The 19480-nt window shown below is 62.4% G+C and carries 18 protein-coding genes; 13 read left to right on the top strand and 5 right to left on the bottom strand.

The window, feature by feature from the left end; genetic code table 11:
• Positions 1–11: 11 nt before the first annotated feature.
• Together ACFQ6Y_RS25990 and ACFQ6Y_RS25985 are read left to right on the top strand one after the other, a co-directional pair.
• On the top strand, positions 12–461 hold the full coding sequence (locus tag ACFQ6Y_RS25990) for a GNAT family N-acetyltransferase (RefSeq protein WP_378638889.1): 450 nt from the start codon (positions 12–14) through the stop codon (positions 459–461).
• Between the two features lie 64 nt (positions 462–525).
• Positions 526–1890: a lipase family protein gene (locus ACFQ6Y_RS25985; protein WP_378638885.1), complete on the top strand. Its 1365-nt coding sequence runs from the start codon at positions 526–528 to the stop codon at positions 1888–1890.
• 89 nt (positions 1891–1979) lie between these two features.
• Here ACFQ6Y_RS25985 and ACFQ6Y_RS25980 read toward each other — a convergent pair whose 3' ends face one another.
• On the bottom strand, positions 1980–3914 hold the full coding sequence (locus ACFQ6Y_RS25980; RefSeq protein WP_378638880.1) for an FAD-dependent oxidoreductase: 1935 nt from the start codon (positions 3912–3914) through the stop codon (positions 1980–1982).
• Between the two features lie 276 nt (positions 3915–4190).
• On the opposite strand from ACFQ6Y_RS25980, the gene ACFQ6Y_RS25975 reads away from it, so the two are divergent.
• A complete protein-coding gene (locus ACFQ6Y_RS25975; protein WP_378638877.1) occupies positions 4191–5231 on the top strand; it encodes an ABC transporter substrate-binding protein in 1041 nt (346 codons plus the stop codon).
• A gap of 54 nt (positions 5232–5285) precedes the next feature.
• Here the strand turns inward: ACFQ6Y_RS25975 and ACFQ6Y_RS25970 are convergent, their stop codons facing one another.
• The 4 genes from ACFQ6Y_RS25970 to ACFQ6Y_RS25955 form a co-directional block, all read right to left on the bottom strand.
• Positions 5286–7463, bottom strand: a complete 2178-nt coding sequence (locus ACFQ6Y_RS25970) for a 3-hydroxyacyl-CoA dehydrogenase NAD-binding domain-containing protein (RefSeq protein ID WP_378638874.1) — start codon at positions 7461–7463, stop codon at positions 5286–5288.
• Positions 7464–7519: 56 nt separating this feature from the next.
• Positions 7520–8731, bottom strand: coding sequence for an acetyl-CoA C-acetyltransferase (locus tag ACFQ6Y_RS25965; RefSeq protein WP_378638871.1), 1212 nt, complete (start codon positions 8729–8731; stop codon positions 7520–7522).
• 189 nt (positions 8732–8920) lie between these two features.
• Positions 8921–9295, bottom strand: coding sequence for a hypothetical protein (locus tag ACFQ6Y_RS25960; protein ID WP_378638866.1), 375 nt, complete (start codon positions 9293–9295; stop codon positions 8921–8923).
• Complete coding sequence (locus ACFQ6Y_RS25955) at positions 9295–9675, bottom strand: nuclear transport factor 2 family protein (protein ID WP_378638862.1); 381 nt, start codon at positions 9673–9675, stop codon at positions 9295–9297. Before ACFQ6Y_RS25955 ends, ACFQ6Y_RS25960 begins: the two co-directional genes overlap by 1 nt.
• A gap of 96 nt (positions 9676–9771) precedes the next feature.
• Here ACFQ6Y_RS25955 and ACFQ6Y_RS25950 point away from each other — a divergent pair, with 96 nt between their 5' ends.
• The 10 genes from ACFQ6Y_RS25950 to ACFQ6Y_RS25905 all read left to right on the top strand — a co-directional run bounded on the left by ACFQ6Y_RS25950 (position 9772) and on the right by ACFQ6Y_RS25905 (position 19449).
• Positions 9772–10911, top strand: coding sequence for an acyl-CoA dehydrogenase family protein (locus ACFQ6Y_RS25950; protein ID WP_378638856.1), 1140 nt, complete (start codon positions 9772–9774; stop codon positions 10909–10911).
• Between the two features lie 102 nt (positions 10912–11013).
• Positions 11014–11802 (top strand): enoyl-CoA hydratase/isomerase family protein, encoded by a 789-nt coding sequence (locus ACFQ6Y_RS25945; protein ID WP_031331690.1) that lies wholly within the window; start codon positions 11014–11016, stop codon positions 11800–11802.
• 32 nt (positions 11803–11834) lie between these two features.
• On the top strand, positions 11835–12212 hold the full coding sequence (locus ACFQ6Y_RS25940) for a Zn-ribbon domain-containing OB-fold protein (RefSeq protein ID WP_378638854.1): 378 nt from the start codon (positions 11835–11837) through the stop codon (positions 12210–12212).
• Positions 12209–13360 carry a thiolase family protein gene (locus ACFQ6Y_RS25935; protein ID WP_378638852.1) on the top strand — a complete coding sequence of 384 codons (1152 nt, stop codon included), beginning with the start codon at positions 12209–12211 and terminating at the stop codon, positions 13358–13360. The genes ACFQ6Y_RS25940 and ACFQ6Y_RS25935 overlap by 4 nt, the downstream gene beginning before the upstream one ends.
• A 28-nt stretch (positions 13361–13388) precedes the next feature.
• The gene (locus ACFQ6Y_RS25930) at positions 13389–14597 is read left to right on the top strand and encodes an acyl-CoA dehydrogenase family protein (protein ID WP_378638848.1); all 1209 of its coding nucleotides are present in this window, start codon (positions 13389–13391) and stop codon (positions 14595–14597) included.
• Positions 14594–15553 (top strand): phosphotransferase family protein, encoded by a 960-nt coding sequence (locus ACFQ6Y_RS25925; protein WP_378638844.1) that lies wholly within the window; start codon positions 14594–14596, stop codon positions 15551–15553. Before ACFQ6Y_RS25930 ends, ACFQ6Y_RS25925 begins: the two co-directional genes overlap by 4 nt.
• A gap of 55 nt (positions 15554–15608) precedes the next feature.
• Positions 15609–16811: an acyl-CoA dehydrogenase family protein gene (locus tag ACFQ6Y_RS25920; RefSeq protein WP_378638841.1), complete on the top strand. Its 1203-nt coding sequence runs from the start codon at positions 15609–15611 to the stop codon at positions 16809–16811.
• Positions 16808–17566 carry an SDR family NAD(P)-dependent oxidoreductase gene (locus tag ACFQ6Y_RS25915; RefSeq protein ID WP_378638837.1) on the top strand — a complete coding sequence of 253 codons (759 nt, stop codon included), beginning with the start codon at positions 16808–16810 and terminating at the stop codon, positions 17564–17566. Before ACFQ6Y_RS25920 ends, ACFQ6Y_RS25915 begins: the two co-directional genes overlap by 4 nt.
• A gap of 33 nt (positions 17567–17599) precedes the next feature.
• Entirely contained in the window at positions 17600–18388 is a 789-nt protein-coding gene (locus tag ACFQ6Y_RS25910; RefSeq protein WP_378638834.1) for an SDR family NAD(P)-dependent oxidoreductase, read from the top strand.
• A complete protein-coding gene (locus ACFQ6Y_RS25905) occupies positions 18388–19449 on the top strand; it encodes an NAD(P)-dependent alcohol dehydrogenase (protein WP_378639554.1) in 1062 nt (353 codons plus the stop codon). The genes ACFQ6Y_RS25910 and ACFQ6Y_RS25905 overlap by 1 nt, the downstream gene beginning before the upstream one ends.
• The last annotated feature ends 31 nt before the right edge of the window (positions 19450–19480 follow it).

Genomic DNA, 19480 nt, shown 5'->3' with positions numbered 1-19480 from the left:
TACTGACTTGTGTGGTGAACATTCGCGTCGCAGCACAGACAGACTTGCCGTTCTTACGTGAGCATGACTCGCACGTCGCAGCTGAGGAACTCACGTCCGTGGTTAAACGCGGTCGGGTGCTCCTCGCTGAGCACAATGGTGAAGCAGTCGGGTGGCTGCGCTGGGGCTTGTTCTGGGACGAAATTCCGTTCATGAACATGCTGACCGTCCTGTCTTCTCACCGCAGCCAGGGCACCGGGCGCGCCTTGGTCACATATTGGGAAAAACAGATGAACCGTGCGGGACACTCACAGGTTCTCACCTCCACCCTCGCCGACGAATCAGCCCAGAACTTCTATCGCACAATGGGATACACCGACGCCGGAGTCTTGTTGCTCCCGGGCGAATCCTCCGAGATCTTCCTGCGGCGAGACCTCGAGACGGCGCCCGATCTGCCCGATCCCCACATTACTCGCGAGTAATATATGGTGGTCGTCACACCGCGATCTCAGGGTGGGGCGTGGCACACCAATGTGGAGGACGAGTATGTCGTCAAGGGTCTTATCTCGCGCAGTTGTCGGAGTACTCGCGCTTGCACTGACAGGCGTCGGCGCACCGGTAGCGCTCGCGCAGCCGGCCCTTGCCAAGTCCCCCGATGACGGTTTCTACAGCTACGACGGCGCGGCACCCCTCTCGTCGTATGCCCCGGGTGCAGTCCTCGAGACCCGCACCGTGCCGTACACCGTGCTCAACATCCCGACCCCGATACAGGCAGTCCAGGTTCTCTATCGCTCGACCGATGCCCTCGGCCAGCCGTCCGCCAACGTCACTTCGATCTTGCGCCCGGCCAACGCCCAACCGAACAAAGTTGTTTCGTACCAGTCTTTTTACGATTCGCTGAACCCCGACGACAGTCCGTCGCGGGCCATCGCGGGTAACACCCCGATCGGTGACTGGACTCCCAGCGGGCGCAACTTCAACATCGGCGGAACCTTCACGAGCATCGAAGCGGCTCTGTTCGGGCCGCTCTTCGCACTGGGCTACACGATCGTCGTCCCGGACACCGAGGGCCCGGATGCGAACTTCGCTGCCGGACCCGAATACGGGATGATGACGCTCGACGCTCTGCGTGCCGCTCGAGATGTCCCGGAAACCGGAATCACCGACGACGCCGAGATCGCGCTGATGGGGTACTCCGGCGGAGCCATCGCCACCAACTGGGCTTCGATCCTCGCTCCCGCGTATGCACCGGAGATCAACGACAACTTGATCGGCGCCGCGCAGGGCGGCGTGCTGGTCAATCCGGCCAACAACCTTCGCTACGCAAGCGGAAGCATCGGGTGGGGCGGCGTTGTCGGCATGGCAGTCGTCGGCGTTGCGCGTTCGTACGACATCGATTTCGGGAAGTATCTCAGCGACCGTGGACGCGACGTCATGGCTCGACTCGAAGACGCGTCCATCGGCAATGTGCTGGCGCAGTATCCCGGACTGACCTGGCAGGATCTGGTCAAACCCGAGTACGCCGATCCCAATACGGTTCCCGAGTACGTCGATGTCGTGAACAAGATCAACATGGGCACCGCGGCGATACCGACCATTCCGATGTTCATCGCGCAAGCAGCCAACGGCACCATCGAGGGCACCCAACCCGGCGGCCCCGACGTCGGCGCAGGAGACGGCGTCATGATCACGGGCGACGTCCGCAGCCTCGCACGCAAGTACTGCGACGCCGGCCTGGCGATTCAGTACGACCAGTACGACACCATCAGCCACTTCCTCGGCGCCATGCTCTGGCTCCCCGGTGCGCTCGCTTGGGTCGACGACCGATTGAACGGTAAGCCTGCACCGTCCAACTGCGCGAACATCGCACCGGGGAACTCTCTTGCGCCGCAGGAACATGCGGCGCGCTAGCGAAGCGATCCCGCCAACAGATACCTTTGTCGTCCTGGTGCGCCATCGAACTCAACTGCATGGACCGCGCTCTCGGCCCGTAATCGCACTTACAATTCTGCGCCGGTACGATATCCCTCTGCGATAGCGTGGCTGATCCGACGTGGCGCGACGCAGTCACCGATGACGCTGACGGACTCGCCAGGAGCGAGCCCCAGATTCGACATCGGAACCCGTGGTTGGTGCCAGACTGTCAACACGCCGTCGACCGTGGTGTCACCGCGGCCGAAGACAGGCCGCAGAATCAGTGGCGACGCGGAATCCTCCGGAACCACCAAGTCATGGCAGATCTTGAATTCCACTCCAGCGTCGCCGAGTCTACCGAGAAGCGGGGTCGCACTTTCAGCGGGAATTCTCGAGACCAGCGCAGGCAGAGCAGTGACAAATGTGACGTGCCAGCCCTGTAAGACGAGTGCCTCGGCCGCGCTATATGCCGGCCAGAATCCGTCTGCCTTGTCAAAAACCACTGCGCGACGACTTTCCACCTCCGGCACTCGACCGGACAAGACGTCGTCGACCGTGGCTGCTGCTCGAGCCGACAGTTCGATCGGTAGTTCGGCCGGCCGCGATCCGGTGGCCACGATGACGTGGTCAGCTGACGAGTGGATGTCGGCAAGGTCGTCAGCGTCAATTTCGGCACCGAGGTTAACATCGACTTTCAGCCGTTTGAGTTCTCGCCCAAGGTAATCGATGATATCGACCAAGGCGGCGCGATGCGGCGCAGCCGCGGCCACGCGGACAGCGCCGCCGAGATCGGTGTCCCGCTCGAACAGGGTGACACGGTGCCCGCGCCCTGCCGCGACGCGCGCTGCCTCGAGTCCGGCCGGCCCGCCGCCGATGACAAAAACTTCCTTGGTGCGCGGGGAAATGACACCAATACCTGGATGCCGGCCCCGACCGACTTCAGCATTGACCGCGCAGTGCAGATGCGGGTCGAAGGCGCGGCAATCCTGATTGATGCCGAGACAGCCACGGATCTCACCGAGGCGGCCGGTCTGCGACTTGATGGGCAGGTCGGGATCGGCGATCAGCGCCCGAGCCATCCCCACCATGTCGACGTGACCGGACTTGATCGCGTGATCGGCAGTGGCAGCGTCGCGGATGCGCTGGCCGACGAGGGTGGGAATGCCGGTCGCGGCCCGCACTTTCGATGCGGACGGGATCGCGACCGCATCCTCACTGGTGGAGTCCTTGACGTATTTACCGCGGGTGCCGTGCGTGATGGAGAAGTAATCGACACCGAGTTCGGTCATGTTCTCCGCGATGCGCACACAGTCGTCGATCTGCATTCCGCCGGGGATTTCCTCTTCACCGCTCAGTCGCACGCCGAGTACAAATCCGGTCGGCATGACGGAACGCATTGCCTCGATCACCAAGCGGGGGAACCGCATTCGATTCTCGAAAGATCCGCCGAAGCTATCGGTTCGCTGGTTGGTCAACGGGGACATGAACTGAGCAGGCAGATAGCCGTGCGCGGCATGGATTTCCGCGCCGTCTACGCCTGCCTTGACCAAATTCGCGGTCGAGATCCGCCAGCCTTCGACGATGTCCTCGATCTCGGCAATCGTGAGTTCGTGAGGCGGGTACGCATCGCGCGCTGTCTTGATCGGGGACGGGGCGGACGGCGGCGCATCCGATTCGCCGCCGATGAACTCGCGACCGAGGTGGCACAACTGGCCGATGAACTTCGCGCCGTGACTGTGTATCACTTCGACTTTCGCGGCTGTGGCGGGAACGAATTCGTCGATGTACGCCTCGACGAGCTTTCGTGAGCGCAGCGTCGTGGTCGGGTGTACCACGGTTGCGCCACCGATGATCAGGCCCACTCCACCGGCCGCGAGCCGCTCGAAATGCTCGGTGTCCCCGTGTGTCGGCACACCGTTTGCGGCCATGCTCGTACCGGCAGGCAATGCCACCAATCGATTCTTCAGGGTCATCCCGCCGAGTGTGAACGGTGAAAACAGGTGGGGAAAATCGTTAGCCATCAACGCTCTCTTTCCTTGCTCGCGCGTACTGACATGGCATTCCAAGCCTTCCTGTATTGAATTCAGTTTAGCTGATCGAACCGGCGCGGAACAGCCCTGCGATCGCCCCTGTTGTGACACGGGCCACATGACTATATGCTGCCGTCGCAAGCTAAACCGAATTCAGGTTATTTCTCACCCGAACCTGAATTCGCTTACTCTCTAACATTTTTCGAGATTCACCCTGAAGCTCGATGAGGATCACGGGCGACAAACGCGCGCCAGAAGGGCATGTCCATGAAGATTCTCCCCCGGTCGGCCATAGCGGTGACTGCGGTCGCCACGCTGATGATGGCTGCAGCGTGTGGCAGCAACGAGACTCCGACAAGCACGGTTTCCGGCAACTGGGACGACATTGTCGCTGCAGCCAATGCCGAAGGTTCCGTACGCCTTTACTCGACCCAACATCCCGCGAATCTGGAGGCACTGCGAATTGCGTTCACGGCGCAGTACCCGCAGATCACCCTGGAAGTCACCCGAGGGACGGATGTCGAGATGAACCCTCGGATCGAGACGGAGAATCGAACAGGCAAGGGCGTAGGCGACGTTCACATGTCGTCGGATCCGACCTGGATCAAAAATGCTGCCGCCTCCGGCGCCTTCTCCACCCCGATTGTCGGTCCAGCCTTCCACGATCCGGCGTACGAGCGCGACCGAAGTGTGATCGACGACCAGTTCTTTCTGACCAGCGCGGCGATATTCGCGCTCGGCTGGAACACCGACGCTCTGCCCCAGGGGCTTCGATCACCGGACGACCTGCTTGATCCGGCACTGAAGGGGAAGATCGGGGTTGTGAACCCCGGCGGATTCGCGGCCGTGGTCGACGAGTACCAGTTCTTCGAAAAAAATTGGGGCACTGGCGATTTCAACGAACGGCTGGCGGCCCTGAATCCTCGGATCTATCCGAGTTCGCTGGGTATCGCCCAAGCATTGAGCTCGGGTGAGATTGCCGCAACCCCGATGGTGCAACCGCTGGTGAGGGAGATGGCGACAGGTGCCCCGGTGGACTGGGTACTGCCGGAGCCGGCTTGGGGAACGCCGTGGTATTCCTTGGTACTTGCGTCCGCGCCGCATCCGAATGCCGCGCAGGTACTGGCCAACTTCATGGTCACAGAAGCAGGGCAGAAGGCACTCTCGTACGGATACGGTAGTGCTCTGCCGAACATCTCGGGTGCGGTCGGACGCGCGCAGGATATCCCTCTACCGGACACCACTGCGCTCACTGCCGAACTGACGGGCAAATTCCAAGAAGAATGGGAGCGGAGCTTTCAGCGTTAGCGGTGCGAGGTGGCCCGCCTCGGATCGAGGCGGACCACCTAATGCTCTACTACTTCAGTACTTTTCACCCCTATCGGCCTTGTCGACCAACGACTGCGGGGGTTCGAAATGACTGCCGTACTTCGACGCCAGATCTCGGGCGCGGTCGACGAAAGCTGGCAGACCGCCGTCGTACTGGTTGATATACGAGATCACGCCGCCGGTCCAGGCTGGAAAGCCGATACCGAAGATCGAACCGATGTTGGCGTCCGCGACCGATTCCAGCACACCTTCGTCGAAGCAGCGAACTGTCTCGAGCGCTTCAGCGAACAGCATTCGCTCCTTCATGTCCTCGAACGGAATTTCCGTGGACCCGGACTTGAACGCTTCACGCAGACCTGGCCAGATGCCGACCCGCTTGCCGCTCTTGTCGTACGAGTAGAAGCCACCACCGCCAGATCGCCCGGTACGCGCGAGTTCACCGACCATGCGGTCCATGACGGCGTTGGAACCGTGGAATGGAACGGTCTCGCCTGCGGCGAGCAGTGCCCGCTCGGTTTCCTTGCGGATCTTCTGCGGCAGTGTGAGTGTCAGTTCGTCCATGAGCTGCAGTGGCGGTGCCGGATATCCGGCCTGTGCGCCTGCTTGCTCGATGAACGTGGGGTTCACGCCCTCGCCGACGGCAGCCATCGCCTCGTCGAGGAACTTGCCGATGACGCGCGAGGTGAAGAAGCCACGACTGTCATTGACCACGATGGGGGTCTTACGGATCTGCAGGGTGTAGTCGATGACCTTGGCCAACACAGCATCCGACGTCTTGGCGCCCTTGATGATTTCGACCAAAGGCATCTTGTCCACCGGCGAGAAGAAGTGGATTCCGATGAAGTCCTCGGAGCGCTTGACCCCCTCGGCCAAAATGGTGATCGGCAGGGTCGAGGTGTTCGAGCCGAGCACCGCATCGGGTTCGACGATGTTCTCGATTTCTTGGAACACCTGGTGTTTGACCTCCACCGATTCGAATGCGGCTTCGATTACCAGGTCGACGCCCGCGAAATCGGCGGCGTAGGTGGTCGGTGTGATCCGGGCAAGGAGTTTTTCGGACTTCTCCGCAGTGGTCTTGCCGCGAGCCAGGGCCTTGGCCTCCAGAGCTACCGCGTATTGCTTGCCGTTCGCCGCTGCGTCGAGCGAAATATCCTTGAGTACTACATCGATTCCAGCCTGGGCGGAGACGTATGCGATTGCGGCACCCATCATTCCGGCTCCGATGACGCCCACCTTCTTGGCTGTGAACTTGTCGTAGCCGTCCGGTCTGGACGCTCCACCGTTGATCGCTTTGAGGTCGAAGAAGAAGGCGTTGATCATGTTCTGGGCAACTTGGCCGGTCACGAGCGAGACGAAGTAGCGGGTCTCGATCTCGTCGGCGGTGTCGATGTCGACGTACGCGCCCTCGATCGCGGCCGCCATGATCGCGCGCGGCGCCGGCATCGGTGCACCTTTGAGTTGCTTGCGCAGGAGACTCGGGATGACCGGTAGGGCCTGAGCCATCTTCGCATCAGCCGGTCCGCCGCCTGGAATCTTGAATCCCTTGGTGTCCCAGGGCTGTACGGCGTCGGTGTGGTCGTGAATCCAGACCTTGGCCGCAGGTAGCAATTCCGCCACCGAACCGACGACCCGGTCGATCAGACCCAACTCCAGCGCGCGAGTCGGGCTCAGACGCGGACCCTGCAGCAGGACGTTCGCCAGCGCCGCCTGGATACCGAGCAGCCTTACGACACGGGAGATTCCGCCGCCGCCAGGCAACAGACCCAGGGTGACCTCGGGTAGGCCGAGTTGGTTGCCCTTGACGTCGGCTGCGATGCGGTGATGGGTGTGCAGCACGATTTCCAGCCCGCCACCGAGTGCGGCGCCGTTGATGGCGGACACCACCGGCTTACCCAGCACCTCGAGTCGCCGCAGGACCTTCTTGAGTTCGTTGAGGTAAGTGGTGACCTCGGTGGCCGACACCGGATTCTTCGCCTGCGGCCCCCAAGCCTGCATGTCCTCGAGGTCACCACCGGCGAAGAACGTTCGTTTTGCCGAGGTGAGCACGACGCCGACGTAGCTGTCCTTCTCGGCTTCGAGTCGGTCGACTGTCGCGGCCATGGACGACGTGTACAGGGCGTTCATCGTGTTGGCGCCCTGATTCGGGTCGTCCATCGTGAGCACGAGGACGCCATCGGTATCGAGCGCCCAGCCGATCATGTTGTCAGTCATTGATTCTGTATGTTCTTTCTCTTCAACAGAGGGAGGAGCGGACCGGGGGTGCAGACTCAGACGCGTTCGATGACGGTGGCTATACCCATGCCGCCGCCGATGCACAGCGTGATCAGGCCGTAGCGTCCGCCGGTACGTTCGAGTTCGTCGAGCACGGTGCCGACCAGCATGGCTCCGGTAGCGCCGAGTGGGTGACCCATCGCGATGGCCCCGCCGTTGACGTTGGTCTTCTCGTGCGGGATCTTCAGATCCTTCATCCACTTCATGACCACGGAGGCAAAGGCCTCGTTGAGCTCGAAGACGTCGATGTCGTCCACGGTCAGTCCGGCCCGCTTCAGAGCGAGTTCGGTGGCCGAGGTCGGTCCGGTCAGCATGATCGTCGGTTCACTACCGGTTTGGGCGGTGGCCACGACGCGGCCGCGTGGCGTCAGGCCGCCGCGCTTACCCGCGGCTTCGCTGCCGACGAGCACCAGTGCGGCACCGTCGACGATGCCCGAAGAGTTACCGCCGGTGTGGATGTGGTTGATCTTTTCTACGTTGACGTACTTCTGCAGCGCAACCTCGTCGAAACCGGTTGTAGCCGCCAGCTTTTCGAACGCAGGCGTGAGCCTCCCCAGACTTTCGACGGTGCTTCCCGGACGGCGATGCTCGTCGTGATCGAGGAGGACGACCCCGTTGAAGTCCCGGACCGGAACCACGGATTTGGAGAAATAGCCTGCGCTCCAAGCGCTTTCCGCGCGCTCCTGCGACTGCGCCGCATAACCGTCGATGTCCTCGCGGGTGAATCCCTCGACGGTGGCGATGAGGTCAGCGCCGATCCCCTGCGGGGCGATGTACAGGTCGTATGCGGTCGCCGGGTCGGTGAAGATGGCGCCGCCGTCGCTGCCCATCGGGACGCGCGACATCGACTCGACGCCGCCGGCGATCACCAGGTCGTCCCAACCGGACGCAACTTTCTGCGCCGCCAGGTTTGTGGCCTCGAGACCTGAGGCACAGAAGCGATTGACTTGCGTTCCCGGCACCGAATCCGGCAATCCCGCGAGCAGGGCCGCGGTGCGCGCGATGACGGCACCCTGCTCGCCCACCGGGGAGACGACGCCTAGTACTACGTCGTCGATTTCTGCGGGATCCATTGCAGTAAAACGTGTTCCGAGTTCCTGAATCAGCCCGACTACAAGGTCGACAGGCTTGACGCTGTTCAACGAGCCTTTTCGCAGCTTGCCTCTCGGCGTGCGAATGGCCTCGTAGATAAATGCTTGTTCACTCACAGGGATTCCTTTTGGTCATGACGGCTCAGTTGTTTCGGCCGGACGAGAGGGAGGGCTGCCTGCCAGAGTGGCGGCGCGCGCCTGCGATAGAGATCGCGGAGGAGTGCGAGATCGCGGGAGAAATACGGCGTCCCCGGGTAGCGCGGGGAGGCTGCGCGGTACCCGAGGTCGGCCTGGATGGAGCTGGAATCAGGAGAAGGACAGTTCGGGGGTGCGAGCGATCAGTAGGCGCCGCACCTTGCCCTCGCTGTCGAGCTGCGCGGTGGCGTTGAACGAAGCCTCGAACTCGCCGCCTCGAGTGGTGCGGCCGAGTGACAACTCGACGCCGTCAACGAATGCCCCGGCGTCGATGTGGTGGATCAGAACACTCTTCTCGCGTTGCGCCAGGTAGGCGACGAGACCGTCGCGATCGCCGACGAACTCGGCAGACTGACCATCGCCCTTCGAGAACTGAACGGACATGACGAAGTCTTTGCTGATCATCGTCAGCACGCGGTCCGGATCGTCGGAATCCATGTACTCGAACCACTGGATGAGCACTGGCGTCTGGTTGGTCTCGCTCATCAGCGAACTCCTTCGGCGAACGAATTGGGGGGAATCAAGCTGAACTCTGCGTCGAAGGTCACCTGGTAGCGATCGACGAGACCGGAGGCATCGACGTGCATGACGCCGACGAAATAGCCTGTGGTCGTGGTCCCGTTCTCAGTCACCGACCCGTGCAGGAAGTGCAGATCTCCGTCGGCTGCCACGCGCAGGACCTTGTGTTTGCGATCTACCGGAGGGCGACCCGACAGGTAGTCGAGCATTGACGCGCGGCTACTCCCGTAATTGGCCCCGGTGGGCAAGACCATGGCGAACTCCACGTTCTCGGCCAACAAGGCCACAGCATCTTCGAGTCGACCGCTGTCCACGGTTGCGTAATAGGTTTCGATCACTGAGCTCATGAGATGAACTTAGTTCGGTTCACCCCTTCTTGTCGAGGCCTCAACACGCTAGTCTCGATCAAATAACCAAACTGAACTCAAGTCAAGTGGAGTGATATGAAATCGTCGACTTCCCAGGTAGAGCCCGCCTGGCCACTCTCCGAGCCTGCTGCTCTCAATCCTGGCCATGAACAATTGGAGCTTCGTGACGCGATTCGGGCGTTGCTCGGAAAACACAGTGGAGTGGAACAGGCCCGGTCGGCTTCGCACACGGCCGAGGGATACTCGCCGGAGCTCTGGCAGCAATTGATCGAGAATATGTCGGTCACTTCACTCGCTGCGCCGGAAGATCGCGGCGGTCTGGGTTACGGCATGGTCGAGCTCGGCATCATTCTCGAAGAGTGCGGTCGGAGGCTGGCCTGTGAGCCGGTGTATTCCTCGGCGGTCCTCGGCGTCCAAGCGGTATTGGCGGCAACGTATCCCGTCGACGAATTACTGGTCGACATTCTCGAGGGGGTCTCCGTGGCAAGCGTCAGTCCGCTGACTGCCGCGACCGACCGACTCAGCGGTGTCGAAAGTGAATCCTCTTGGCTTCTCAGCGGAGAGGTCTCGGCCGTCGTAGGTGGCGCTGCTGCCGACGTCGTCATCGCCTCCGCCGACACCGCCGCCGGACGGCAGATATTCGCAATCAAGACAGCCGGTCAGGTGCACTGGCGCGAGCTCGAAGTCGTCGACCCCACCCGCAGACAGGCCCATCTGACCGTAGCGGAAGCATGGGCAGTCCCCGTGGTCGGCGCCGACGATTATACCCGGATCTGTACTCGGATTCATGATTTACGCACGCTTGCAATCGCTTTCGAGAACACCGGGATTGTCGACGCATTGCTCGAGATGACCGTCGAATACGTGAAAACCCGACAGCAATTCGGGCGACCGATTGGGTCGTTTCAAGCCGTCAAGCACCGACTCGCCGACGTACTCGTACTGCTCGAGCGCGCACGATCGGCTAGCAGATATGCCGCAGCCGTATACGACGAGAACCCGGACACCGCCCGATTGGCGATCGCGGTGGCCGGCGCCGTCTGCACCGACGCCGCCATCGACGCAGCGGCCGAGTCCGTGCAATTGCATGGCGGCGTCGGCTTCACGTGGGAACACCCGGCGCACTCCTACTTCCGCCGAGCGTTGGGAAACGAAGCAGTACAGGGTGATTCGCGCACACATCGCGCGCGCATCGCCGAACTGATCGGCATTTGACTGTTAGAAGAATGTCACCGAGGCCGGGTATTGACGCAGCGTCACCCGATCTGCATACTGAAGTGAATCCAGTTCAGTTTATCTTCAAACGAAAGGCTCATGATGATCGAGACCGACCACATCCTGCTGGAGAAAGACGGAGACATCGCACGGGTTTGGCTCAACCGCCCGCACAAGAAGAACGCAGTGACCGTTGAGCTGCTGCACCGCCTCGACGAGATCATCGTCGAGGTCGACAACGATCCGAACCTCAAGGTTCTGGTGCTACGCGGCGTCAACAACACGTTCTGCTCAGGTTTCGACCTGGATGAACTGCTCTCCGATTTCATCGGCAGCACCACGGCGATGGACGTCGCCGTGCTCTCGGCCAAGGTCTGCGACCGTCTCTACTCGATGAACACCCCCTCGATCGCAGTCCTCGAGGGCTACGTCACCGCCGGCGGCTTCGAACTGATGATCTCGTGCGACTTCGCGATCGCATCGGACGACGCCAAAATCGGTGACTTCCACATCCGTCGCGCCCTCTTCGGTGGCGCCGGCCCGATCTACCGCCTGCCCCGCATGATCGGAGTCCGCAAGACCAAGGAGCTCATGCTCACCGGCAAGCTGCTCTCGGGCACCGAGGCCGCTGCATTCGACCTGATCAACGCGTCGGCACCGGCCGATCAGCTCGATCAGACCGTGGCAGACTTCGCGGCGACTCTGACCGACAAGAGCCCGTTCATGATGAAGCTCACCAAGATGTGCATCGACAAGGGTCTCGATGCCGACATCCAGTCGCTCATGGTCATGGAGCACCTGGCCGTCGGCAACGCACTGCAGTCGGAAGACGGCAAGGAAGGCGTCACCGCATTCCTCGAGAAGCGGGATCCGGTGTGGGTCGGCCGCTGATCTGATTCACCCCGAGACCGGAAGGGATAGGCATGGCAGAGAAGACAGCAATCGTGCTCGAAGGCAGCCGGTGCACGGTGTGCGCCACCGTGGCGTTTCCAGCCGGCGTCATGTGCAGCAAGTGCGCAACGCCGACGGCAACACCTCTGGAGTTGAGTACCCGAGGTGTGCTGTGGGCGTACACGATTCAACGTTTTCCTCCAAAATCGCCGCCGTATGTACCGCCCACTGAAGGGTTCACCCCCTTCGCAGTCGGTTACATCGAACTCCCTGAAGGAATCAAGGTCGAGGCAATCGTCGACTGCGAAGACTTCGACGGACTGGATCAGGCACCGGTGACGTTGGTCGCCACCTCACCGGTGCCCCGGTTCGCTGTCGATCGTGACACAGAGCTGGGAGCAATCAAGTGACACAGCCCGTTTCGATCATCGGAGCCGGACTTTCGAAGTTCGGCCGGCAACCGGGAGTGAGTGGGCGTGCCATGGCCGTCACCGCGATCGGCGCCGCGCTCGATGATGCCGGACTTTCATGGCCCGACGTCCAGGTCGCCTTCGGCGGCAGTGACGGATCCGGGCTGGCCGACACCCTGGTAGCCGAACTCGGCTTCACCGGAATACCTTTCACCAACGTCAAGAACGGTTGCGCAACCGGCGGTAGCGCACTCTTCTCGGCGGTCAATGCAGTACGGTCGGGCGCGGCCGAGATCGCACTGGCGGTCGGCTTCGACAAGCACCCACGCGGCGCATTCGACCCCCGACCGGAAGAGTGGGGCCTGCCGGAGGGATACGGCGAGGCCGGTCTGATGGTCACCACACAATTCTTCGGAGTCAAGATCTCGCGCTACATGCGCCAGCACGACATTTCGGCCGGCACCCTGGCGCGGGTGGCCGAGAAGGCTTATCGCAACGGCGTTCTCAATCCGAATGCTTGGCGCCGGGAGGCGATGTCTGCCGAGACCATCGCGACAGCCGACATGGTCAACGACCCGCTCACCCGCTACATGTTCTGCTCACCCGGAGAAGGCGCCGCCGCGATCGTGGTTGCCAGCGAGAGCGCAACAAACGCGCTCGGCACACGAGCGGTCACACTTCGGGCAATCACCCATCGCACCCGAAGATTCGGCTCCTTCGAGGTTTTCAGCCCGGCCGTGCAAGGTAGCGGTGAACCGACCAGTGTCAGTGCGGACGCCGCCCGGGCAGCGTTCGAGCAGGCAGGCATCTCCCCCGGCGAGGTCGACGTGGCTCAGCTGCAGGACACCGAGAGCGGCGCAGAAATCATGCACATGGCCGAGTGCGGCTTCTGCGAGCCCGGCGAACAGGAATCGATGATTTCGGCCGGCGAGACGGAGATCGGAGGCCGCATTCCGATCAACACCGACGGTGGATGCATCGCCAACGGTGAGCCGATCGGTGCATCGGGCCTTCGGCAGGTGCACGAGATAGTCACCCAACTTCGCGGTGAGGCGGGTGCCCGTCAGGTTCCCGGTACTCCCCGGATCGGGTTCACCCACGTATACGGCGCACCGGGCATCAGTGCATGCACCGTATTGTCCGTTTGAGTTTGCGAAGACGACTGAGGGCAGATCAGTGACACCACAAACGATTCCAGGTCTCGCCGCGTTCACCGAGGAAGCCATCGCTTGGTTGCGTGGCGTCGCCGCACCTCGCACCGAATCGGTGTGGGGCGTTGGTTCGGATTCGGTGGCGGTATTCGAGAATTGGACCGCAGAGCAAGAGCGCGAGCACACCGACGAAATCTCACGCTACGAGCAGGCGAAGTTCGATGCCGGCTGGGGAGCATTGAGTTGGCCGCCCGAACGCGGCGGCCGCAGCCTGCCGCTGTCATACGTGCTGGCCTTCCGCCGGGCCGAGGAATCGTTCGACGTGCCTCGGCGGACCGAGATGTTCTCGGTAACACAGCAATTGATCGCGCCGACCATCGAGCAGTGGGGCACCGACGAGCAGAAGGAACGCTACGTAAGAGCAATGCTTCGCACGGACATCATTGCCTGCCAACTGTTCTCCGAGACCGAGGCCGGATCGGACCTGGCTGCCGTCCGCACCAAGGCGGTACGCAGCGAAGTCGGCACATGGACCCTTGACGGGCACAAAGTATGGACCTCCGGCGCGCTGGTGGCGGACTACGGAGTTGCCGTATGCCGTACCGACGCCACCGTCGCGAAACACGCCGGGCTCACCATGTTTCTGGTCCCGATGAACGCACCCGGCGTGACCATACGCCCGATCCGGCAGATGACCGGCGGCAGCTCGTTCAACGAGGTGTACCTCGACGGCGTCGAACTCGAAGACACGTATCGACTCGGTCCGGTCGGCAAGGGTTGGCAGGTTGCTCTCACCGTACTGGCGGCCGAACGTCTCGACGGCGGAAATCTCGGTCTGGCCAACGCAGATCAAGCAATTGCACTCGCACAGAACCTCGGACGCGAGCTGACCGAGATCGAGAAGGACAAGGTGGCCGACCTGGTCACCAGGAGCTATCTACAGCGCGTGAGCACTATGCGGGTGGCCGGAGCGATGCTTGCAGGCAACGAACCGGGTCCTGAAGCATCACTCGGAAAGTTGTTGGCCACCGACACCATGGCCAGGACGTCCGAAGTTGCCCGTTTGCTGCTCGGCCGTGAACTCACCGCCGATTCCGGTCGATGGGGAACGTTCGCTTGGTCCGAACACGCACTCGGCGCCCCCGGATACCGAATTGCCGGCGGCACCGACGAGATTCAGCACAACATCATCTCCGAGCGCGTACTCGGTCTACCAAGGGAGCCGCGACCGTGAACAGTTCGTCTCTGCAAGAACGGGTCGCCGCCAAACTGCTCGCGGACTGCGGTGCGACGTTAACCGACTTCCAGCCGCTACTCGGTGGACACTCCGGACTGACGTACCGCGCCACCACCTCGACCGGTGACGTGGTGATCAAAGCGGTGCCAGAAGGCCAGCGATCCATCGGCAGGCACGACATGCTGCGACAGGCGCATATTCTGCAGGCGCTGGCCGGCACCGAAGTTCCGGTGCCGCGCGTAGTTGTCGTCGACGAGATCGAGCCCGCGTGGTTTGCCATGGAATTTGTTGCAGGCCAGTCACTCGAGCCCGTGCTCGACGACCCGGCCGTCGATCCGGTGCTCGCTGCCAATCGAATGCGTCGTGCCGCTGCAGTTCTACCGCGACTGCACGAGGTGGACCTGGCCACCATTGCAGGACTCGCAGACCCCCTGACACCGGCAGACGAGCTCGAGCGCTGGGCCAAGACGCTGGGCGCAGTGCCACCGGAATTGGTTGTCGGCGCCGATCGTCTGTTGGAATTGTTGCGCTCCGACATTCCCGAACCTATCGAACCCACACTGGTGCACGGCGATTACCGTCTCGGCAACATCATCTCCGACGGACTCGAACCAGTTGCACTCATCGACTGGGAAATCTGGTCTGCCGGAGATCCACGAGTCGAATTGGGCTGGTTCCTGGTATTCGCCGACGGTTCGAACTTCCCCGGTGTCGGTCGGGAAGTCACCGGACTGCCGAGCGCCGAAGAGTTGGTCGCGCTGTACACCGGAACAGGTCCCGCGCTCCCCGAACTCAACTGGTTCGACGCACTCGGCCGGTTGAAGATGGCGGCGATCATGGGCCACAACCTGCGTCGGCACCGCGAGGGTCGCCATCATGATCCGGACCAGGAGAAGCTGCCCGACACCATCAACCGGTTGATCGAGACCGGTACCGCTCTCCTGCGTCCGTAGATCTCTTGGACCGCTGGTCTTTTGCGTCGCTGATAATCACCTAAGGAGACCTACCGTGGATTTCGCCTATTCCCCGCGGACCGAGGAACTGCTCGGCAAGCTCGAATCTTTCATGACCGATTACGTCTATCCGGCGGAATCGGTGTACGACGCCCAGGTCGCTGCCAACGACAACCCGCACGAACAGCCCCAGATCATGCGCGATCTGCAGGCGAAGGCACGCGAATTGGGTCTGTGGAATCTGTTCATGACCCACGACGGACTCGGCGCCGGGCTGACCAATCTCGAATACGCTCCGCTGGCTGAGATCGTCGGCCGCTCCATCATCGGTAACGAGACGATCAACTGCTCGGCTCCCGATACCGGAAACATGGAGATCCTCGCCATGTTCGGCACCGACGAACAGAAGGCGCAGTGGTTGAAGCCGTTGCTGGACTGCAGTATTCGTTCGGCTTTTGCGATGACCGAACCGGCCGTGGCAAGTTCGGATGCGACGAACATTCGATCGACTATCCAACGTGACGGTGACGAATACGTGCTCAACGGCCGGAAGTGGTACACCTCCGGCATCCTCGATCCTGACTGCAAGCTCATGATCTTCATGGGCAAGTCGGATCCCGAAGGGCCAACCTACCGGCAGCAGAGCATGATCCTGGTACCGGCAGACGCGCCCGGCGTCGAGGTCATTCGGGATCTGCCGATGTTCGGCTACCAAGACCGACTCGGTCACGGAGAAGTTCAATTCACCGATGTTCGGGTACCGGCAGCAAACATGCTCGGCACCGAGGGTGACGGATTCGCCATCGCACAGGGACGCCTGGGCCCCGGCCGGATGCACTACGCAATGCGCGCCGTCGGTATGGCAGAACGGGCACTGGACATGATGTGTAAGCGCGCGCTCGAAAGGGAAGCGTTCGGAGGCACCCTTGCCGACCGCGGAGTTGTACGTGAATGGATTGCCCGCAGCCGCATCGAGATCGACCAAATCAGGTTGCTCGTACTCAAGTCGGCTTGGTTGATGGATACCCAGGGCAACGCGTCTGCGCGCTCCGAAGTAGCCGCCATCAAGGTGGCAGCAATGGAAGTTGCGCACAAGGTCGTCGACCGCGCGGTGCAGACTTACGGCGCCGCCGGAGTCAGCAACGACACGATCCTGGCTCGGCTGTATGCGATTACCCGCGCCCTGCAGATTGCAGACGGACCCAGCGAGGTCCATCTGCGCACCATTGCCCGCCTCGAGGTGAAGAAGCACAAATGAGTACACCAGAATTGACCGGTAAGGTCGCGCTCGTGACCGGCGCGAGCCGCGGTTTGGGACTGGCCATCGCGCGCGGACTCCGGGACGCGGGCGCGACAGTGATCGTCTCCAGCCGAAAGCTCGAATCCTGCCGCGAAGCGGTGGCGTCGCTCGGTGACACCGGTCCGGGAACCGCTCACCCGTTCGCCCTGCACGTCGGGCACTGGGACAGTATCGAGCCCGCGGTCGAGAAGATCATTGCCGAATTCGGCAGCCTCGACATCGTTGTCAACAATGCCGGCATCGCGCCGCTGGCCGACAACTTGCTCGCCGCATCGGAAGGACTGTGGGACAAAACTATCGAGGTCAACGTCAAGGGACCTTTCCGGCTGATGGCCGTCGCGGGAGACCGGATGCGGGCGGCCGGCGGCGGCTCGATCATCAACATCTCGAGTATCGGTGCGGAGCGCCCGAGCCCACCGGAAGCGATGTACGCCGCGGCCAAGAACGGCCTCAATGCGCTCACCCGGGCGTTTGCTCAGGAGTATGCACCGACGGTGCGGGTCAACTGTGTGATGCCGGGTGGTTTCGCTACCGACATGGCCGAGAACTGGGACGACGAGTTCATCGGAAAGATCGTGGACCGTCTGCCTGCCGGGCGACTGGGTCGGCCAGAGGAGATCGCCGGTCTGGTGACTCACCTGGCCTCGGATGCGGCCGGCTACACGACCGGCGCGCTCATCCCGGTCGACGGCGGCCGAACCGCCGTGTACTGACACTGCGTAGTGCTGAGATCGACAGTAAAAGCCATGACAAACAACGGATTCGAAGGTGGACAGATGCTGACCGAGATGTTCGGACTGGCCGGACGGGTAGCGATCGTGACCGGGTCCTCTTCGGGTCTCGGGATGGGATTTGCCCGTACGCTGGCCGGCGCAGGTGCCACAGTCTACGCCGCGGCCCGCCGGCTCGACCGCCTACAGGACTTGGCAGCCGAGGTACCGGGAATCGTTCCGGTTCGTTGCGACATCACCGACGACGCCGATCGGCGCGCGCTGATCGACGGGTGTTACGAACAGTCCGGACGGCTGGACGTACTGGTCAACAATGCCGGCATGCCCGGACCGCCGAACGCGGAGGACGAAACCATCGCGGGATTCAATTCGGTACTCGAACTCAATCTGGTATCCGGGTTTCACCTGGCGACCTACGCCTCGACCCGACTTCCGGAGAACGAACGCGCGTCGTACATCAACATCTCCTCCGTGATCGGACTGGTGTCCACCGCCCCGATCGGCGGCGCGAGCTACGCGGCCTCCAAGGCCGGAGCACTCGGCTTGACCCGGGAATTGGCCGGCCAGTGGGGACGCAGGGGGATCCGCGTTAACTCCGTCGTGCCCGGGTGGTTCGATACGGAGATGACCGACGGGCTGTTCAGCAACGACAAATCGGCGGGGTGGGTGCGTAAGAACACCATGCTCGGCCGCGGTGGCGTCGAAGGCGAAATCAACGGCGCAGTGCTGTTCCTGGCCTCGGATGCCTCCTCCTACATGACCGGCCAGGCGCTGGTCGTCGACGGTGGATGGACGGCGCGCTGATGTTGGCGGTCCAGCTGACGGCGTGGGGTAAGCCTCCGCAGGTGCGTGAGATCCCCGTACCTGAACCGGCCGACAGGCAACTGCTGATCAAAGTCGGCGCTGCTGGTCTGTGCCGCTCGGATCTGCACGTCATGGATTCGCCCGCCGGACGTTTCGATTACCTGTTGCCACTGACCCTCGGTCACGAGGTTGCCGGCACTGTCGTCGGGGCCGGACCGCTCGCCGATCACTCGTGGATCGGTGAAGGCGTTGTCATTCACGGCGTTTGGCCATGTGGCCGGTGCCGTAACTGCCGGCGCCAGCGCGAGAACTACTGCCTGGAGAAGGTCCCGCGTGCGGACGGCCGACTCAGTCCGATCGGAAACGGGTTGGGCCATCCGGGCGGGCTGGCCGAATACCTGCTGGTCCCCTCGGAAGCTGTTCTCGTTCGCACCGGTTCACTGAGCCCCGAGCAGGCCGCTCCGCTCGCCGACGCCGGCCTGACCGCATATCACGCGATCCGGACCAACAGCGACCTCATCGACTCCGACACTGTCGCCTTGGTGATAGGCATCGGCGGTCTCGGCCATCTGGCGGTGCAGATCCTGCGCGCTTTCGGCGTCACCGACATCATCGCCGTCGAGACAAGAACCCAGACACACGCTCTCGCGCTCGAATCGGGAGCACGCGCGTGTTTTGCGACCCTCGCAGAAGCGGCAGAGGCTGTGGCGAGCCTCGGCCGGGCCGACGTGGTCTTCGACTTTGTCGGGGCCCAGGCGACGGTCGAATCCGCTCCGGCGTTTCTCGCTCCCGGCGGCCGGCTCGTCGTCGTCGGAAGTGCAGGCGGGCAACTGACCGTCGGCAAAAGCCTTGGTTTGGTCAACGGCTGGCAGGTTCGGGCGCCGTTCTGGGGCACGATCGAGGACCTGCGTCAGGTTGTCGCGCTCGCCGGTGCAGGAAAGTTGCGTGCGGAGGTCACCGCATTCCCGTTCGGCAGCGCCTTGGAGGCATACGATCGGCTGCGTTCAGGCGATCTGTCCGGCCGCGCCGTCCTGGTTCCCACAGCCCCTTCATCGCTGTAAACATCAAATACACAATCGAACTCGAAGACGG

The sequence above is a fragment of the Rhodococcus sp. NPDC056516 genome (assembly GCF_042794655.1).
GTDB lineage: Bacteria > Actinomycetota > Actinomycetes > Mycobacteriales > Mycobacteriaceae > Rhodococcus_F.
This window is presented reverse-complemented; position numbering and strand designations above follow the sequence as displayed.